The 18,076-nt window shown below is 64.0% G+C and carries 13 protein-coding genes; 7 read left to right on the top strand and 6 right to left on the bottom strand.

From position 1 onward, the window contains the following. Window positions 1-404 precede the first annotated feature (404 nt). The 6 genes from ACTJJN_RS19795 to ACTJJN_RS19770 all read left to right on the top strand — a co-directional run bounded on the left by ACTJJN_RS19795 (window position 405) and on the right by ACTJJN_RS19770 (window position 7,947). Window positions 405-2,141, top strand: coding sequence for a type I secretion system permease/ATPase (locus tag ACTJJN_RS19795; RefSeq protein ID WP_014753516.1), 1,737 nt, complete (start codon window positions 405-407; stop codon window positions 2,139-2,141). Window positions 2,142-2,147: 6 nt separating this feature from the next. After that, window positions 2,148-3,488, top strand: a complete 1,341-nt coding sequence (locus ACTJJN_RS19790; protein ID WP_012052828.1) for an HlyD family type I secretion periplasmic adaptor subunit — start codon at window positions 2,148-2,150, stop codon at window positions 3,486-3,488. Between the two features lies 1 nt (window position 3,489). Further along, on the top strand, window positions 3,490-4,818 hold the full coding sequence (locus ACTJJN_RS19785) for a TolC family outer membrane protein (protein WP_014753517.1): 1,329 nt from the start codon (window positions 3,490-3,492) through the stop codon (window positions 4,816-4,818). 215 nt (window positions 4,819-5,033) lie between these two features. Beyond that, window positions 5,034-5,897, top strand: a complete 864-nt coding sequence (locus ACTJJN_RS19780; protein WP_014753518.1) for a sensor domain-containing diguanylate cyclase — start codon at window positions 5,034-5,036, stop codon at window positions 5,895-5,897. 17 nt (window positions 5,898-5,914) lie between these two features. After that, entirely contained in the window at window positions 5,915-7,267 is a 1,353-nt protein-coding gene (chrA, locus tag ACTJJN_RS19775; protein WP_440781543.1) for a chromate efflux transporter, read from the top strand. Window positions 7,268-7,278: 11 nt separating this feature from the next. Next, window positions 7,279-7,947 carry a class I SAM-dependent methyltransferase gene (locus ACTJJN_RS19770; protein ID WP_017147715.1) on the top strand — a complete coding sequence of 223 codons (669 nt, stop codon included), beginning with the start codon at window positions 7,279-7,281 and terminating at the stop codon, window positions 7,945-7,947. Between the two features lie 68 nt (window positions 7,948-8,015). Here ACTJJN_RS19770 and quiC read toward each other — a convergent pair whose 3' ends face one another. Then, window positions 8,016-9,923, bottom strand: coding sequence for a 3-dehydroshikimate dehydratase QuiC (gene quiC, locus ACTJJN_RS19765; protein ID WP_003250790.1), 1,908 nt, complete (start codon window positions 9,921-9,923; stop codon window positions 8,016-8,018). Window positions 9,924-10,212: 289 nt separating this feature from the next. On the opposite strand from quiC, the gene ACTJJN_RS19760 reads away from it, so the two are divergent. Then, window positions 10,213-11,586, top strand: coding sequence for an MFS transporter (locus ACTJJN_RS19760; RefSeq protein ID WP_014591486.1), 1,374 nt, complete (start codon window positions 10,213-10,215; stop codon window positions 11,584-11,586). Window positions 11,587-11,699: 113 nt separating this feature from the next. Here ACTJJN_RS19760 and ACTJJN_RS19755 read toward each other — a convergent pair whose 3' ends face one another. From ACTJJN_RS19755 to ACTJJN_RS19735, 5 genes are all read right to left on the bottom strand, one after another. Beyond that, window positions 11,700-13,112 carry a DOPA decarboxylase gene (locus ACTJJN_RS19755; RefSeq protein WP_003250785.1) on the bottom strand — a complete coding sequence of 471 codons (1,413 nt, stop codon included), beginning with the start codon at window positions 13,110-13,112 and terminating at the stop codon, window positions 11,700-11,702. 149 nt (window positions 13,113-13,261) lie between these two features. After that, window positions 13,262-14,206: a LysR family transcriptional regulator gene (locus ACTJJN_RS19750; protein ID WP_003250783.1), complete on the bottom strand. Its 945-nt coding sequence runs from the start codon at window positions 14,204-14,206 to the stop codon at window positions 13,262-13,264. Window positions 14,207-14,343: 137 nt separating this feature from the next. Then, on the bottom strand, window positions 14,344-15,057 hold the full coding sequence (locus ACTJJN_RS19745) for a YebC/PmpR family DNA-binding transcriptional regulator (protein WP_004575404.1): 714 nt from the start codon (window positions 15,055-15,057) through the stop codon (window positions 14,344-14,346). Window positions 15,058-15,154: 97 nt separating this feature from the next. Continuing rightward, window positions 15,155-16,546, bottom strand: coding sequence for an FAD-dependent oxidoreductase (locus ACTJJN_RS19740; protein WP_012052836.1), 1,392 nt, complete (start codon window positions 16,544-16,546; stop codon window positions 15,155-15,157). A 14-nt stretch (window positions 16,547-16,560) separates the two neighbouring features. Continuing rightward, window positions 16,561-17,877, bottom strand: coding sequence for an MFS transporter (locus tag ACTJJN_RS19735; RefSeq protein ID WP_019751922.1), 1,317 nt, complete (start codon window positions 17,875-17,877; stop codon window positions 16,561-16,563). Window positions 17,878-18,076 lie beyond the last annotated feature (199 nt).

The following is an 18,076-nucleotide window of genomic DNA, read 5'->3' as shown; positions in this document are numbered from 1 at the left end:
TCTTGGCAAGCTGGCACCCCCGTTGCGGGAGGGGCCCTGTAAACCGTGCGCAACAGGTGTAACGCACGTGCATCGATCCCAGCTCGCACAGGGCCCGAATACTTCAGACTAAAGTCGTAGGCCAAAAGCTTGTCAATATTTCGTCAAAAAAATCTCGGCCGATGATAATGCGATGCAACTCACTGTTTTCCTGTGACTTATAAAAAGTTCAAAGTATTTATAGAGCAAAATGATATTACCGAATGTTTCGTTGCAACCTACGCTGCTGCATGTGGGAGCAACGCAGCGTTTTGGCCAATATCGCCATCAGAGCGACCCGCCTGCGAGCCGACCAAGAAGCCACAACTACCGTTTTACGGGGCGCCGCAAGGGCTTCCCGCTTTGTGATGAAGGGAGGCCCCCCGATGGCTAAGCCACCACGCACCCGCTCCGAGCTGGCCGACGTGCTGTTTCGCTTGCGCCGCAGCTTCTACGCCCTAGCCGCCTTCAGCGGCGTGATAAACGTCATGATGTTGACGCCAGCCATCTATATGTTGCAGGTGTACGACCGCGCCCTGGTCAGCCGCAACGTCACGACGTTGGGCATGCTCACCTTGCTGGTGGTCGGGCTGTTCCTGCTGATGTCGGCGCTGGAGATGGTTCGCACCCGGGTGTTGATAAGGGTGGGCAACGGCCTGGACATGAGCCTGAACCGGCGCCTCTTCAGCGCTGCCTTCGAACGCAACCTGAGCCGTGCCGGCGGTAACCCGGCCCAGGCCCTGCAGGACTTGGCGCAGGTTCGGCAGTTTCTCACCGGCAACGGCCTGTTCGCGTTCTTCGACGCCCCCTGGACACCGATCTACCTGCTGGTTTGTTACCTGATCCACCCCTGGCTCGGGCTGGTCACCACGATTGGCTCGCTGATCCTCGTCGGGCTGGCCTACCTCACTGAAAAGGCTACGCAAAAGCCCTTGGCCGAAGCCAACCAGGCAGCCATGTCGTCAGCCAGCTACGCCAACAACAACCTGCGCAACGCCGAAGTGATCGAAGCCATGGGCATGCTGCCGTCAATCGGCAAGCGCTGGTACCAGGGCCACTTGCGCATCCTGCAGATGCAGACCCTGGCCTCCGACCGCGCGGCGCTGATCAGCAGCACCGGGCGCTTCGTGCGCATCACCCTGCAATCGCTGATCCTCGGCACCGGCGCGCTGCTGGCGATCGAGGGGACGATCACCCCCGGCATGATGATCGCCTGCTCGATCCTGACCGGCCGAGCCCTGGGCCCGGTGGAACAGGTAATCGCCGCGTGGAAGCAACTGCTGGGCTGCCGCCTGGCCTGGGGCAGGCTCAATGACCTGCTGCAGGACTACCCGCAACGGCCACCGAGCATGTCGCTGCAGCGGCCAATGGGCATGCTGGCCGTGGAGAACGTGATCGCCGGCGCCCCTGGCAGCAGCACCAGCATCGTACGCGGAGTGAGCTTCAGCCTGGCCCCGGGTGACAGCCTGGGTGTCATCGGCCCTTCGGCCTCGGGCAAGTCCACCCTCGCCCGCCTGCTGGTAGGTGTGTGGCCGGCCCAGGCCGGCAAGGTGCGCCTGGACGGCGCCGATATCTTCACCTGGAACAAGGCTGAACTGGGCCCGTGGCTGGGCTACCTGCCGCAGGACGTGGAGCTGTTCGAAGGCACCATCGCCGAAAACATCGCCCGCTTTGCCGAGGTGGACAGCGACGCGGTGATCCGTGCCGCCCGCAGCAGCGGTGTACACGACATGATCCTGCGCTTCCCGCAGGGTTACGACACCCGCCTGGCCGCCGATGGCAGCCCATTGTCTGGCGGCCAGAAGCAACGCATCGCGCTGGCCCGCGCCCTGTATGGCGAACCCAACCTGGTGGTGCTGGACGAGCCCAACGCCAACCTCGATGACGTGGGTGAAAAAGCCCTGGTCGATGCCCTGGCCGAGCTCAAGGCACGCGGCGCCACGGTGGTGCTGATTTCCCACCGGCCCAATGTGCTGTGCGCAGTCGACCAGATACTGATGCTGCGCGACGGCGGTGTGCACATGCTTGGCAGCCGCGACGAAGTGTTCGCCGCGCTGCGCAAGGCCGCGGTGATTCCGGCAACGGCTGCGGCACCGCTGGCTTCGGTCAAAGTACGGGAGTAACCAACCATGCAGATGACTCAACATGCCGAACTGATCCCCGCCGAGACCAGCCACCTGATCGACCTGGACGCGGGCCGCCCGGTACGCTGGGGCGTATGGCTGGTCATCGCCGGCTTCGGCGGCTTCCTGCTGTGGTCCTGCCTGGCGCCACTGGACGCCGGCGTGGTCGCCACCGGTACGGTCAAGGTCACCAGCAACCGAAAGGCGGTCCAGCACCTGAGCGGTGGCACCGTTGAAGCGATCATGGTGCGCGAAGGTGATGTGGTGAAGAAAGGCCAGGAAGTGGTGCGCCTCGATGCCCTGCGCGCGGTGGCCGAACAAGGCGCTCTCAGCGCCCAGTACATCGTCAGCAAGACCGTGGAAAACCGCCTGGAAGCCGAACGCGATGGCCGCGATACCGTGACGTTCGACCCTGCCCTGCTTGAACACTACGCCAATGACCCACGCCTGCTGGCCGCCATGGACCTGCAACAGCGCCTGCTCGATACCCGCCGCGCGGGCCTTGCCGGTGAACTGAGCATCCTTGAAGAAAACCTGACTGCCTCGGCAGTGCAACTGAAGGGCCTGCAGCAGGTGTACGGCGCCCGCGCCTCGCAGATCGGCTTCCTCAACCAGGAACTGCAAGGCACCCGGGTACTGGCCGCCGAAGGTTATGTACCCCGCAATCGCCTGCTGGAGCTGGAGCGCAGCAATGCCGACCTGTCCGCCGGCCAGGCCGAAAACCTCAATAACATTGCCCGGGCGCGCAGCCAGGCCACCGAGATCAAGCTGCGCATCCTGCAGCGCCAGCACGATTACCTGAAGGAGGTGGAGTCGCAACTGACCGATACTGCCAAGGAAAATACCACCCTGGCCGATCGCTTGCGCGCACTGGACTATGAAGTGACCCACACGGTGATCCGCTCGCCGATCGACGGCATGGTGCAGGGCCTGAGCATCGCCACGGTCGGCGGCATCATCCAGCCCGGGGCCAAGATCATGGAAGTGGTGCCGCTCGACCAGCCGCTGCAGGTCGATGCGATGATCCCGGTGCAGGCGATCGACAAGATGGTCCCAGGCCTTGCCGTGGACATCGCTTTCCCGGCCTTCAACCATGCGCAGACACCGAACATTCCCGGCCGGGTAAAAACCATTTCCGCCGACCGGCTGCTCGACGAAGAAAGCAAGCAGCCGTTCTACCTGGCCCAGGTCGAAGTGACGCCGGCCGGCATGGGCTTGCTGGGCAGCAACCACATCCGCCCCGGCATGCCTGCCACCGTCACCATCAAGACCGGCGAGCGCAACCTGCTCAGCTACCTGCTCAAACCAATGCTCGAACGTGTGGACGCCGCGTTCAAGGAGCAATGACATGAAACGCCCATGCCTGATGGTGTGCCTGCTGGGAGTTGCCGTACAGGCCAGTGCCATGGACCTGAAGCAAGCCTGGGACCTGTTGCAGTACCAGGGCCCGGTCTACCGCGCTGCCGTGCATGAAAAACAAGCCGGTGGCGAAAACCGCGCCATCGGCGAGGCCGGCCTGCTGCCGCAGATCAACGCCTCGGCCTACTTCAACCAGGTCAATGGCAGCCAGCGCCAGAATGGCCAGGACAATGACCTCGACTATGACTCCAAGGGCGCCAACGTGCGCCTGCGCCAGCCGCTGTTCAACAAGCAGAAGATGGCCGAGTACCGCCAGGGCCAGCAACGCGCCGACTACAGCGTGGCGGTGTTCGATGCCAAGAGCCAGGACGCAGCGGTGCGCCTGGCCGACGCTTACTTCGACGTGCTGCTGGCCAGCGAAACCATCACCCTGGCCAAGGCCAAGCTGAGCGCTTTCGAGGAACAGCTGGCATCGGCGAAGCGGCGCAAGGAACTGGGCGCCGGCACCATCACCGACGTCGACGAGTCGGTGGCCCGGCGCGACCTGGCCGAGGCCGACCTGATCGACGCCCAGGACAACCTGGTCAATGCCCGGCGCAAGCTGGAGGAATACATTGGTGAAACCCCGCAGGCGTTGACCACCCTGCAGGCGGGCTTCAGCACCCCGCCGCTGATGCCGGGCAACCTGCAGGAGTGGCTGGTCAAGGCCCAGGCTGACAGCCCGCTGATTCATGCGCGCCGGCACAGCTACGCGCTGGCCGAGGAAGAAGTCAACCGCGCCCGCGCCGGACACTACCCGACCCTGGATTTCGTGGCGGGTTACACCGCGGGCAGCAGCCAGTCGATTTCCGAGCTGAACCAGCGCAACCACTACAGCTCGATCGGGCTGGAGCTGAACATCCCGCTGTACAGCGGTGGCAGCACCCGTGCCCTGACCCGCCAGGCCAGCGCCAACAGCGCCAAGGCCCTGGATGAACTGGACGCCACTCGCCAGGAGGTGATTTCCAACACGACCCGCGAGTACCGTGGCGTGCAGAGTGGCGCCCTGCGCATTCAGGCACTGGAGAAGGCCGTGACCTCCAACGAGCGTTCGCTGACCTCGACCCGCAAGGGCTTCAAGGAAGGTGGCACCAGCACCAACTCGGATGTGCTCAATGCCGAGGAGCTGCTGTATGACGCCCGCCATGATCTGTTCGAGGCCAAGCTCAACTACCTGATGTCGCGCCTGCGGCTGGCCTCGTCGGTGGGCAGCCTGGGGGATGATGATATCGAGCAGATCAATGATTACCTGGGGCCGGAGCTGATAGTCAGCAATTGATAGCGACCTCAAGCTATGAAGTGCCCCTGCACGAGCAGCCTTGTACTGCGAACAGGCCAGCAAGGCCTGACCGGTGGCAACGATCCACGAGACCCACCCCTTTCGATGCGGTCGTTGCCAGTTTCAAGGAAGGGGCACCCGCCCTGCAGGCTGCCGTAGCTGCGACGTATTCCTTCAGGCTATGATCGGTCACCCTGCCGCGGACACCCTGAGCCATGCCCGTAGACCTGCAAGCGTTGTATCCCAGGCTGATCCACCTGATGCTGGACACGGTATTCGTGGTCGACAGGGAAAACCAGATCGTGTTCGTCAGTGATGCCTGCAAGACACTGCTGGGCTACGAGGCCTGCGAACTGATCGGCACGCCGATTACCCGCTACATGCACCCTGACGACCTCGCGGCCACGCGCGCCTCGATCATGCGGGTGATGAACGGCCAGCCGCACTACGACTTTTGCAACCGTTACCTTCGCAAGGATGGCAGCGTGGTGCACATTCTGTGGGCGGCCTGCTGGTCCGAGGAGGCCCAGGCGCGTATCGGCGTGGCGCGGGACGTTACCGCCCAGCGCAAGGCCGAAGACGAACTGCGCTTCCTCGCCCATCATGACCCGCTGACCCGGCTGGCCAACCGCGCCATGTTCAATGAACGGCTGGACACTGCCCTGGCCGCGGCCCGGCGTTACAACCGCAGGCTGGCCTTGCTGTTCCTCGATATCAATGACTTCAAGCAGATCAACGACAACCACGGCCACAGCGTGGGTGACCGGGTCCTGTGCACACTGGCCCGCCGCCTGGAAAGCTGCGTAGGGGCGGCTGGCACGGTAGCGCGGATGGGCGGTGACGAATTCACCGTGTTATTGCCCGATTGCCCGTCGCCGGAGGCCATTGCCACGCACGTGCAGTACATTCTCGCGGTCATGGCTGAACCGCTCGATGCCGAGTTTGCCGGCATCGATGCACCGTCCTGCAGTATTGGCGTGGCCCGCTTTCCCGAAGACGGCAACGATGCCGACATGCTACTGCGCCATGCTGACGGGCACATGTACCGAATCAAGCGCCAACGCGCTGCGACTGGCTGAAAGCAAGGGCACACCGCATGGCTGAACACCTGCAAGCAACTGCCGGGCAAACACCCGCCTCTGTCGGCCTGGCCCAGGCATTGCTGTTCTGGCTGAAGCTGGGTTTCGTCAGTTTCGGCGGCCCGGCCGGGCAGATTGCGATCATGCACCAGGAGCTGGTGGAGCGGCGCGGCTGGATCAGTGAACGGCGTTTCCTGCATGCCCTCAACTACTGCATGTTGCTGCCCGGGCCCGAGGCCCAGCAACTGGCCACCTACATCGGCTGGCTGATGCACCGCACCTGGGGCGGGGTGATGGCCGGCGCTCTGTTCGTGCTCCCGTCGCTGTTCATCCTGATCGGCCTGTCGTGGGTGTACCTGACCTGGAGCGAAGTACCGGTGGTCGCCGGGATTTTCGAAGGGATCAAGCCGGCCGTGACCGCCATCGTCGTGCATGCCGCCCACCGCATTGGCACGCGGGCGCTGAAGAACGGCTGGTTATGGGCCATTGCCGCGGCCTCGTTCGTGGCCATTTTCGCGCTTGACGTCCCCTTCCCGCTGATCGTGCTGGCGGCCGCACTGCTGGGTTATGTCGGCGGCCGGCTGCTGCCGGCACAGTTCGCGCCCGGTGGTGGCCACAGCGCAGCCAGCCCCCGCCAGCGCCCGGCGTTGATCGACGACGATACCCCGATACCCGCGCACGCCCGCTTCAGCTGGGGCCGCCTGGTGACCTTGCTGCTGGCAGTTGCAGCGCTTTGGCTTCTGCCCATGGGCCTGCTGATGGCGGCTTTTGGCTGGCACGGCACACTGACGCAAATGGGCTGGTTCTTCACCAAGGCGGCGCTGCTGACTTTCGGCGGTGCCTATGCGGTGCTGCCCTATGTCTATCAAGGGGCTGTCGGCCACTATGGCTGGCTGTCGCCCACGCAGATGATCGATGGCCTGGCGCTGGGCGAGACCACGCCCGGGCCGCTGATCATGGTGGTGGCCTTTGTCGGTTTCGTCGGCGGCTACATGCAGCCGATGTTCGGCGCCCACCAGGCGTTCCTCGCGGGCGCAGTGGCAGCGAGCCTGGTGACCTGGTTCACCTTCCTGCCCTCGTTCCTGTTCATCCTCGCCGGAGGCCCGTTGGTGGAGTCGACCCACAACGCACTGAAGTTCACCGCCCCACTGACCGGGATCACTGCGGCGGTGGTGGGGGTAATCCTCAACCTTGCGCTGTTCTTCGGCTACCACGTGCTGTGGCCGGCCGGGTTCGATGGCGCGTTCCACTGGTCCTCGGCTGTGATAGCGCTCGCGGCGGCTGTGGCGCTGTTCCGCTACAAGCGCGGGGTGATACACGTGTTGATCGGCTGCGCCGTTGCCGGGCTTGCCCTTCACCTTTTCCGCTGATGGAGCCGATCATGCGCAACCCTGAAGACGCCTTGCTCGACAGTTGGCACCATAACGCCCAAGTCTGGATCGACGCCGTACGCAGCGGCGCCATCGAAAGCCGTCGCCAGGTCACCGACCAGGCCATCCTGCTGGCCATCCTCGGCCGCCAGCCCGAACGGGTGCTCGACCTGGGCTGCGGTGAGGGCTGGCTGCTGCGCGCGCTGGCCAGCCGAGGTATCGAGGCCGTGGGCGTCGACGGCGACAGCTCCCTGGTGGATGCAGCGCAGGCTGCGGGCGCGGGTGAGGTGCACCTGGCCAGCTATGCGCAGCTGGCTGAGGCGAAGGTGCATGTTGGCAAGGACTATGACCTGATCTGCGCCAACTTCGCGCTGTTGCACCAGGACATCATTGAACTGTTGTCGGCCATGCGTACTTTGCTGGTGCCCGGCGGTGCGCTGGTGATCCAGACCCTGCACCCGTGGAGCGTGGCCGGTGGAAATTATCAGGATGGCTGGCGAGAGGAGTCTTTTGCCGGGTTCGCCGGGGATTGGCAACCGATGCCTTGGTATTTCCGCACCCTGGCCAGCTGGCTGAATGCGCTGGACATGGCGGGGTTGAGACTGTTCAGTCTGCAGGAACCGCAGCACCCGCAGAGCGCGGTGCCGCAGTCGTTGTTGATGGTGGCTGAGCGTCACTGAATCGGGCCGTCACGATCCTGTGGAAGCAGGGTTCACCCCGCTCCCACAAGACAGGCCGGTGCAGGCGACTACAGCACCGGCTTGCGCGCCGCTCCGCTTCGAGCCTTGGCCATGGCTGCCAGGCGCACCGCAACGTTGGCAGCGCCGTAACCGGCGTACCCCGCCTTGCGCTGGATGATCTCGAAGAAGAAACGCTCCTCGAACGGCTCGGTATACACGTGGAACAGCTCGCCACCTTGAGCGTCACGGTCGTACAGCACGTTGTAGTACGCCAGTTCGCTGAGGAACTCGTCGTCGAAATCGAAACGCGCCGCCAGGTCGTCGTAATAGTTCAGCGGGATTTCCAGCAGCGGTACCCCTGCCAGCTTGGCCCGCGCCACTTCACGGAAGATGTCGTCACAATCGAAAGCGATGTGATGCACGCCCGAACCACGGTAGCTTGACAGCGCATGGGCGATGGCGGTGTTGCGGTTTTCCGAGATGTTCAGCGGCAGGCGCAAGGTGCCGCACTGGCTGCGCAGGGCGCGGCTCTTGACCAGGCCATACGGGTCGGGCAGCACCACTTCGTCGTCGGCGGCGAAGTCGAACAAGCTCTTGTAGAACAGCACCCAGCTGTCCAGCGACTCGGCCGGCAAGGCCAGCGCCATGTGGTCGATGCGGCGCAGGCCGCCGGTCGCGGTTGCGTTGTTGTCCAGGCTGAAGTCGGTGTCGTACAGGGTGTGGCCGGCAGTGCCCTGCTCTACCAGGTACAGCAGGCTGCCATCGGGCGCACGCACCGCCGGCACTTCGCATTCATTGGGACCGACCAGGCCGCGGAACGGCTGGCCACGGAAGGCGGTGGCCCGCTTCAGGGCCGCTTGCTGGTCCTTGACCCGCAGCGCAGTGGCGCACAGCGACGGGCCATGGGCCTCGAAGAAGTTGTGGCCAAAGGAATACGGTTCGGCGTTCAGCACAATGTTGATATCCCCCTGGCGCAGCAGTTGCACTTCTTTGCTGCGATGCTTGCCGGCTTCGGCAAAGCCCAGGCGCTTCAGCCAGTTGCCCAGGCGCGCGCCGACGGCTTCGTCGACCGCGAACTCCAGGAACTCCACGCCGTCATAAGCGCTGGCCGGCGGCGGGGAGAACAGCACGCCAGGTTCGATCGGCGTGTTTTCCTGCTCCAGGCGCAAGCGGGTCTGCTCTTCGAGGTACAGCAGCGAACGCAAGCCGTCGGCGGCATTCTGCCGGGTCGGTGCGGCGCGGAAGCCGTCGTTGAAGATTTCCAGCGACAGCGGGCCACGGTAACCCGTGGCGAGGATCGGCGCGAGGAAACCGGCCATGTCCATTTCGCCCTGCCCCGGGAAGCAGCGAAAGTGGCGGCTCCACTCCAGCACATCCATGGCCAGGATCGGCGCATCGGCCATTTGCACGAAGAAAATCTTGTCGCCGGGGATGTCGCGGATCGCGCTGGGGTCACCTTTGAGCGACAAGGTGTGGAAGCTGTCGAGGATCACCCCGAGTGCCGGGTGGTCGGCCTGGCGCACCAGGTTCCACACTTGCTGGTAAGTGTTGACGTGGCGGCCCCAGGCCAGCGCTTCGTAACCAATGCGCAGGCCACGCTTGCCGGCATGTTCGCCCAGCAGGCGCAGGTCGTCGACCAACAGTTGCTCGTCACCCAGGGCATCGGCCTGGACGTTGCTGCACACCAGCACCAGGTCGGTACCCAGCTCCTGCATCAGGTCGAACTTGCGTTCGGCGCGGTCGAGGTTTTTCTGCAGGCGGTCACGGCGGCAGCCTTCAAAGTCGCGGAAAGGCTGGAACAAGGTGATGGCAATGCCCAGGTCGGCGCACATCTGGCGCACCTGGCGCGGGCTGCCAGCGTAATAGAGCAGATCGTTCTCGAAGATCTCGACGCCGTCAAAACCGGCGGCGGCGATGGCTTCGAGCTTTTCCGGCAGAGTGCCGCTCAAGGACACGGTAGCGATCGAACGCTGCATGGCGGGAGTTCCTTGTTGTTGGAAGAATACGGTGCCATTCGGGCAAACAACCCCTGTCACAGTTTATGGCACGATCGATTATTCGCAGGTAAAGTCGTCGCTTCAATCTCTTTGTACGGAATGGTTAGTTTTGCGTTCGATTATCGCACAAAACCCGTTTTAGCGAATTGCTAGACCGCGGGCCCGTGGTCAACATGGACCACAGACGCAGGCACACCGACCGTTGCCTCCTGCCTTGGCATAACCTCTGGCGGAACCTGCGCAAACAACAATAACAACGGAGACAACGATGGCTCACTCCAGCTCGCAAGCAAAGAAAGCGACCGCCAGTGGATGGATAGGCTCGGCACTCGAGTACTACGACTTCTTCATCTACGCCCAGGCCGCTGCGCTGATTTTCCCGCAGATTTTCTTCCCTAACACCGACCCGAAAATGGCCATCATTGCCTCGTTGGCCACCTATGGCGTGGGCTACCTGGCACGCCCGATCGGCGCCTTCGTACTGGGCCACTGGGGTGACACCCGCGGTCGCAAGAACGTCCTGCTGCTGTGCATGTTCCTGATGGGCCTGTCGACCATGGCTGTCGGCCTGCTACCCACCTACCACGACATCGGCTACCTCGCACCGGCCTTGCTGGTGGTGTTGCGCCTGATCCAGGGCTTTGCCGTGGCCGGGGAAATTTCCGGTGCCAGCTCGATGATCATGGAGCACGCGCCGTTTGGCCGAAGAGGCTACTACGCCAGTTTCACCCTGCAAGGTGTGCAAGCGGGCCAGGTTCTGGCGGCGGCGGTATTCCTGCCACTGGCTTACTTCATGCCCAGCGAAGCCTTTACCGAATGGGGCTGGCGCATTCCGTTCCTGATGAGCGCCATCGTGCTGATTGCCGGCTTCATCATCCGCAAGGAAGTGCACGAAACCCCAGCGTTCGTCAAAGAAGAGAAACAGGACAAGGTTGCCAAGTCGCCCATCAGCGAGGCATTCCGCCACAGCTGGAAGCACATGGTGCTGGTGATGTTCATGGCCCTGATGAACGTGATCCCGGTCGTGGCCACCATCTTCGGTGCGGCCTACGCGGTGCAGCCGGCGTATGGCATCGGCTTCGACAAGAGCGTGTACCTGTGGATTCCGGTGGTCGGCAACATCGTCGCGGTACTGGTGATCCCGTTCGTGGGCAACCTGTCGGACAAGATCGGCCGTCGCCCGACCATGATCGCTGGCTGCCTGGGCTCTGGCCTGCTGGCCTTCGTCTACCTGTATGCGATCAGCATCCAGAACGTGCCAATGGCGTTCGCCGCCTCGATCGTCATGTGGGGCATGGTCTACCAGGGTTACAACGCGGTGTTCCCAAGCTTCTACCCAGAGCTGTTCCACACCCGCTACCGCGTTACCGCCATGGCCATCGCGCAGAACATCGGCACCATGCTGACCGCCATGCTGCCCGCGCTGTTCGCAATGGTTGCCCCACCCGGCTCGGACAACATTCCGCTGGTAGTCGGTGGGCTGGCCTTCTTCATCACCGGCGTGTGCGCCCTGGCGGCCTACATTGCCCCGGAAACCCACCGCCTGGCAATGGACGACCTGGGCAACCCAGACGCCAAGCCGATGGAAAAGGCTGCCTATGAAGCCAGCCGTAAAGGTAGCTTTCAGGCGGTGAGCCACTGATAGATTGCAGGGGCTGCCTTGCAGCCCCTTCGCGGGCAAGCCCGCTCACACAGGTACCGTACAGGCTTCAACCCTGATGCGATCCCTAGAGAGCGGGCTTGCCCGCGAAGGCTTCAGCCCTTGATCACGTCCTGCAGACGTGCCCACAGCCGCTGCACATCCCCCCGCTCGGTCGGCAGCGCACCAATCGAAACCCGCACCATCCACCGCCCGTCCAGTGTAGCCGGCGTCACATAAGCATCGCCGGATGCATTCAGCCGCTCGGCCCAACCCTTGGTATGCGCATCCAGCGCCTCCCCTTCAAGCCCCGCCGGTCGATGGCGAATGCACAAGGTTTGCAGCTGTACTGGCGCCAACACTTCCCACTCCGCTGCCGCCTCGACCTGCCCCGCCAGCCACTGGGCATTATCCAGGTCACGCCGCAGCCGCGCCTGCAATGCATCGACACCCTCGCTGCGCAACATGAACCACAGCTTCAACGCACGGAACCGACGGCCCAGCGGAATGCCCCAGTCGCGCAGGTTCTTCACCTCGCCATCCACCGCCGACTGCAGGTAGCTGGGATTGGTGCTCATCACGCGAATCAGGTGCTGCGGATCGCGCACGTAGTAGATCGAGCAATCGAAGGCCACACCCAGCCATTTGTGCGCGTTGACCACCACCGAATCGGCCAGCTCGATGCCGTCCCACATCCAGCGGCACTCGGGCAGGATCATCGCCGAGCCGGCCATGGCCGAATCAACGTGCAACCACAGCCCATTGGCCTGGGCGATTTCGCCCACCGCGCGCAGCGGGTCGAGGGCAGTGGTCGTCGTGGTGCCGGTGGTGGCAACCACGGCGCACGGCTGGTTGCCGGCAGCCAGGTCCTGTTCGATCGCCGCCTGCAGTGCTTCTGGGCGAAGGGCGTAGCGGTCGTCGGTGGGGATCAGGCGGATATTGTCGCGGCCAAAACCTGCCAGCAGTGCAGCCTTGTCCACCGAGCTGTGGGCGTGGGCGCTGACATACACGATCAAAGGCTTGGGCTCGGCCTGCAGGCCACCACGTACCAAGGCGTAGTCAGTGGCGCGTTCACGGGCACTGATCAGCGCCACCAGGGTGCTGGTCGAGGCAGTGTCCTGGATCACCCCACTCCACTGGCCAGACAGGCCAAGCAACTGGCGCAGCCAGTCGAGGGTGGTTTCTTCCAGTTCGCTCAGGGCCGGGCTGGATTGCCAGGACAGGCCCAGCACGCCCAGACCGGTACTGAGGAAGTCCCCCAACACCGAGGACAGGGTGCCATTGGAAGGGAAATAGCCATAGAAATCCGGGTGCTGCCAATGGGACAGGCCGGGCATGACCAGGTTATTGACGTCGTCGAGAATGGCCGCGAAAGGTTCGCCTTGTTGAGGGGCAGTTGCGGGCAAGGCGGCCTTGAGATAGCCAGGTTCGACCTGGGCCATGACCGGGCGTTCGCCCACGGTCTGGCGGTAGTCGGCAATCAGGTCGATCAGTTGGTGGCCGTACTGGCGGAATTGTTCGGGGGTCACGCTAGCTCTCCTGGGGTTATCCATTGCCTGTGCTGGCCCTTTCGCGGGTAAACCCGCGCCTACAGCCGCGAAGAAGCCGCACAATCAACACAATGCCCCAGTCTAGGCACCTATCCCCAGCCGAATAACCCCCGCTTCACGCATAGCTGCTATGGCAAACCCGCATGCCCACCCTGCACCCCGAACTGCGACTGACGCCACAGCTCGAACACCCGGTTGCGCAACCAGCGGTGCTCGGCCGAAGCCTGCAGGCGCTGATGCCACACCACCCAATAGCGCTGGCTGTGGTCAATGAAGCCCAGTGGCCGCCAGGCCAGGTGATGTAAACGGCACAACTGCCGGGCAATATGCTCGGGGACCGTGGCCACTGCCTGACTGTTGGCAATCACTTGTACCGTGGCGCAGAAGAACGGCACTTCCAGGCTGACCCGTCGCTGCAGGCCCTGTGCACGCAAGTGCCGGTCGATGAAGCTGTCCTTGTCGCCACCGCCCGAAATGCGCACATGCTTGTACGCCAGGTAGTCGGCCTGGCTGAGCGCGGCCTGCGCGGCCAACGGATGATCCTGGCGCATCAGGCATACCGCGCGGTCCTCACCCAGCAGCCGTCCGTGCAGGTTGGGCGGCGACTCGTCGAACAAGGTGGTCGCCAGGTCGATTTCTCCGCTGGCCAGCAAGGCGTACTGGCCGGCCTGCCAGGTGCGGTACTCCAGCGACACACCTGGCGCTTCGCGCTCCAGCGCCGCCACCAGCAGCGGCAGCATGTGCTCGGCCACATAGTCCGAAGCGGCCAGGCAGAACCGCCGCTCGCAACGCGCCGGGTCGAAGATGGCGGGCTGGCGCAGCGCGTGCAGTTCTTCGAGCACCTGGCGCAAAGGCTCGACCAGGGCTTCGGCGTGTTCGCTAAGCACGTAACCACGCCCTTGGCGCACCAGCAATGGATCATCGAAGGCTTCGCGCAGGTGGGCCAACTGGCGGCTCAGGGCCGATTGGCTGACACCCAGGCGCTCGGCCGCGTGGCTGAGGTTTTTAAGCTGCAACAGGTGGTCGAGGGTACGCAGGTGGGCGAGGCTGAGGGAGGCGAAGGTGGGGTTCATGCAGGCTCCCTGCGGTGGAATTCAAGGGCCCTCTCGCGGGCAAGCCCGCTCTCACAGGGTTCTCACATCGTTCAGCATCGTGAAAAACCTGCGGGAGCGGGCTTGCCCGCGAACAGGCCGCAACGCGGCCCCGACGATTACTCGGTCAGGCCAACATAGACGTTCTGCACGTCATCGTGCTCGTCGATCGCCTCGAGGAACGCTTCGACCTCGGCCAACGCTTCAGCACTCAGGCTGGCCGCGCTTACCGGGTTTTTAGGGGTGTAGCCGATTTTTGCTGCGGTCACGGTGAAACCATGCTCTGGCAGGGCCTTCTGCACCGCGTCCAGGTCGGTGGTGTCGGTGATGAACAGGGTCGAGCCCTCTTCTTCACCTTCCTCGAAGTCCTGGGCACCGGCTTCGATCGCGGCCATTTCCGGATCAGCGTCAGCGCTCGCAGGCGTGGCTTCGATCAGGCCGACATGGTTGAAGTCCCACGCTACCGAACCGCTGGCACCCAGCTGGCCCTTGCGGAACAGCACGCGGATCTGCGCGACGGTGCGGTTGATGTTGTCGGTCAGGCACTCGACGATCAGCGGTACCTGGTGCGGTGCGAAACCTTCATAGCTCACCGCATGGTATTGCACGGCATCACCGTCCAGGCCAGCGCCCTTGCGGATTGCCCGATCCAGGGTCTCGCGAGTCATTGAAGCTTTCTTGGCTTGCACGATGGCCAGGCGCAGGCGCGGGTTCATGTCGGGATCGGCACCCGACTTGGCCGCGATCTGGATTTCCTTGGACAGCTTGCCCATGATCTTGCCTTTGGCATTGGCCGCTGTTTCTCTATGTTTGGCTTTCCACTGTGCGCCCATGTCGACTCTCTTGTTTCAGCGGCCGGTTCAGGAAGCGACCGGCCAAAAGTGGGTGCATTTTATACGCCCTCGAGCATGGGATCGACAAGAAATCTCATCAGCCTTTATCGGCCTTGCCCGCCGCTGCGGCAAACCGCGCCAACCGCACGTCCAGCCTTCGCGGGCGCACACCACGATCTTCGGCCTGCTCCTTGCGGCGGATGGCATTGCGCACCATCAGCGAGCCCAGGTAGCGGATCGGCTCGGGCGGGAACAGCCCCAGCGGCCCTTTGACCAGCGGCGACCGGGTCCACGGGTTGTCCAGCCCCAGCGCCAGCGACGAAAGAATCTGCCCGCCCATGTGGCACGGGCCAACACCGCTGCCGGAGTAACCAAAGCCATAGAACACGTTGCCCTGCCCGTCCAACCGACCAAAGAACGGCAGCCCGGTTACCGAGCGATCCGACGGCCCGTTCCAGCTGGCCGCCAGTGGCACCTCGGCCAAGGCCGGGAAAAAGCCGCCAAGGCTTTCGCGCAGCAACCGCCGATACGGCGACGGCTGGTCGAACACCGGCAACATGCGCCCGCCGTAGGCAAACGTGTTGCCGCCCTTGCCGAGCATCAGCCGGCCATCGGAGGTGTTGTGGTAGTAGTGCACAAAAATGCGCGAGTCGAGCACGCTGATGCCGCTGTCCAGGCCGATCTGGCGCAGCAGCTCGGGGCACGGTTCGGTAATGACCATGTCGCTGGAAACGATCGCCACACTGCGCTCGAACTGCGGGAAGACGCGCGCCATCCAGGCATTGAGGCCCAGCACTACACGGTCGGCGCGCAGCGTGCCGTGGGCCGTGCGTACCTGCACCGGGGCGCCGTGTTCCAGGCCGGTCATGGCGGTGCCTTCGTAGAGGCGCACGCCGCGCTGCAAGGCCACGCGGCGCAGGCCGCGCACCAGTTTGCCAGGCTGCACGGTGGCGGCGGCCGGCGAGAACCAGCCCTCCAGGTGCCGTGCTGAACCGGCCAGGCGCTGCACCTGCTCCAGCGGCAAGCGGCGGAACGAGTTGATGCCCTTGTGCTCCAGCGCGGCGATCACCGCGTCGGTGGCACCGACCTGCGCTGCGTTGGTGGCCGTGTACAGCGTGCCGTCCAGGCGGTAGTCGCAGTCGATGCCATTGGCCGCGCAGAACACACCGATGTCTGCGATGCTGCGCTCTGACTCGCGCACCAGCCGCACCGCCTCCGCCGCCCCGAACAGGCGTTCGAGGGTGAAGTACTTGGCCGACCAGGACAACGCACACCCCCCATTGCGGCCGCTGGCACCGGCACCACAGATGTCGGCCTCGATCAGCACCACATCCAGGGCCGGTACCGCTTCCTTGAGCATCAGTGCCGTCCACAGGCCGGTGTAGCCGCCGCCGACAATGCACACATCGCAACGGGTATCGCCTTGCAGCGGCGGGCATACCGCCTCCTGCGCCGAATCCAGGGCCTGTTGCAGCCAGAAGGGTCTCATTCGCTCGCTTTCCTTTAAGTACGCAGTGGCTTGATTGCCATGCTGGTGTTCGGTGCCACGTCGGTGCCTTGCGCGCTGCTGGCCGGGCGGCTGTTCCAGTGCGGCAGCAACACCAGCGCCGAGAACAGCGCACAGCCCGCGAACACGATGAACACCGTGACGCCGTCGAAGTAACCCGGCAGCAGCCCACCCAGCACCGCGCCCACCGAGCCACAGCCGTTGACGAAACCTGCTGCGGTGGCGCCGGCCTTGGCGGTGCCGAAGTCGATGGCTGCAGCGCCGCTGATCATCGAGTCCGGCCCGTACAGGGTCAGGCCCATGACGAACAGCAGCGCCACCACCAGCAGCACGCTGCCGGTGTGCATGGCCGCCATGAACGCCGCCAGTGTCACGGTCAGCAGCACCAGGCTGATCACGCAGGCCGGCATGCGCCGGGCGCCAAACAGTTTGTCGGAGGCCAGGCCGATCATGATCGGGCCAAGCAGCCCGGCCAGTTCGAAAGCAGTCGGGATGATTGCCGCGCCCACTTTGCCCACCGAGGGCATCTGCTCGAAGACGATCACAGGGCCCCACAGCAAGATGGCGTAGCGCGCCGGCTTCAGCAGGAAATACGCCAGGCCCAGGGTCAACACCGTGCGGTTGCGCAAGATTTCCCGCAGGGGTGCCCACACGCTGCACAGGTTGTCGGCCGGGGCCATGCTTTGCGGCTCGGGCTCAACCGCCGGCAAGCCGACGTCCTCGGGTTTGTTGCGCTGCAGGAAGAAGAACAGCACCGCCACCAGCGCCACCACGACCGCGCTGGAGAAGAACGCCGCATGCCAGGTGCCCACCAGGGTGTAGGCCCACCAGCCCGCGAACGGCGAGGCCACCAGGCCGCCGAAGGCATAGCAGGAACTCCACAGGCCCAGCACCCGCCCGCGCTGCGAAGCCGGGAAGAAGCTGCCGATGTTCTTGCACAAGCCGGCCCAGCCGGTGGATTGCGCCAGGCCCTGTACCAGCATGCAGGTGGCGAAGATCGGGAAGGTTGCGTAACTGCCCATCACCACTGCCGCCGCCGCAGAAATCAGCAACCCGCCCAGCACGACCACGCGCGGCCCGAAGCGGTCGGCAAGCATGCCCCAGGTGAATTGGCCCACGGCATAGGCGGCCAGGTAGATGGCATCCAGGTTGGCCATGGCGGCCTTGTCGAGCATGAAGCCTGGGTCTTCGGCGATGCCCAGTTTGGCCACCGAGAAGGCTTTGCGGGTGAAGTAGAAGGCGGCGTAAGCCAGCCAGGTGATGGCGAAAATCTGGATGCGCCAGCGTTTGAACGCGGCTAGGGATTGATTCATGTAAGTCTGACCTCTTGCTCAAGTGTGCCGGCAGAATGTGAAGAAACGCCTGTCTTGTTCTTGTGTTACGCACAGCGATGACGAGGCTGTCATCGGGTCAGGTGGCGCCGTGTGAGCGCCATGGCCCTGGCGGCATTCGTGGTGCCAGCGTCGGGCTGAAATCCATGGAAACAGTTGCTGTAAGATAAATAAAATCGAT

Origin of the sequence: Pseudomonas sp. 22515, assembly GCF_052044625.1 — a bacterium.
In the GTDB taxonomy this organism is placed as follows: Bacteria; Pseudomonadota; Gammaproteobacteria; order Pseudomonadales; family Pseudomonadaceae; genus Aquipseudomonas; species Aquipseudomonas alloputida.
This window is presented reverse-complemented; position numbering and strand designations above follow the sequence as displayed.

Bases quoted from the DNA above. Each gene is read 5' to 3' on its own strand.
- ACTJJN_RS19790 (WP_012052828.1), top strand. From the start codon at position 2,148: ATGCAGATGACTCAACATGCCGAACTGATCCCCGCCGAGACCAGCCAC.
- ACTJJN_RS19780 (WP_014753518.1), top strand. From the start codon at position 5,034: ATGCCCGTAGACCTGCAAGCGTTGTATCCCAGGCTGATCCACCTGATG.
- ACTJJN_RS19760 (WP_014591486.1), top strand. From the start codon at position 10,213: ATGGCTCACTCCAGCTCGCAAGCAAAGAAAGCGACCGCCAGTGGATGG.
- quiC (WP_003250790.1), bottom strand. From the start codon at position 9,923: ATGCAGCGTTCGATCGCTACCGTGTCCTTGAGCGGCACTCTGCCGGAA.
- chrA (WP_440781543.1), top strand. From the start codon at position 5,915: ATGGCTGAACACCTGCAAGCAACTGCCGGGCAAACACCCGCCTCTGTC.
- ACTJJN_RS19750 (WP_003250783.1), bottom strand. From the start codon at position 14,206: ATGAACCCCACCTTCGCCTCCCTCAGCCTCGCCCACCTGCGTACCCTC.
- ACTJJN_RS19735 (WP_019751922.1), bottom strand. From the start codon at position 17,877: ATGAATCAATCCCTAGCCGCGTTCAAACGCTGGCGCATCCAGATTTTC.
- ACTJJN_RS19745 (WP_004575404.1), bottom strand. From the start codon at position 15,057: ATGGGCGCACAGTGGAAAGCCAAACATAGAGAAACAGCGGCCAATGCC.
- ACTJJN_RS19740 (WP_012052836.1), bottom strand. From the start codon at position 16,546: ATGAGACCCTTCTGGCTGCAACAGGCCCTGGATTCGGCGCAGGAGGCG.
- ACTJJN_RS19795 (WP_014753516.1), top strand. From the start codon at position 405: ATGGCTAAGCCACCACGCACCCGCTCCGAGCTGGCCGACGTGCTGTTT.
- ACTJJN_RS19785 (WP_014753517.1), top strand. From the start codon at position 3,490: ATGAAACGCCCATGCCTGATGGTGTGCCTGCTGGGAGTTGCCGTACAG.
- ACTJJN_RS19770 (WP_017147715.1), top strand. From the start codon at position 7,279: ATGCGCAACCCTGAAGACGCCTTGCTCGACAGTTGGCACCATAACGCC.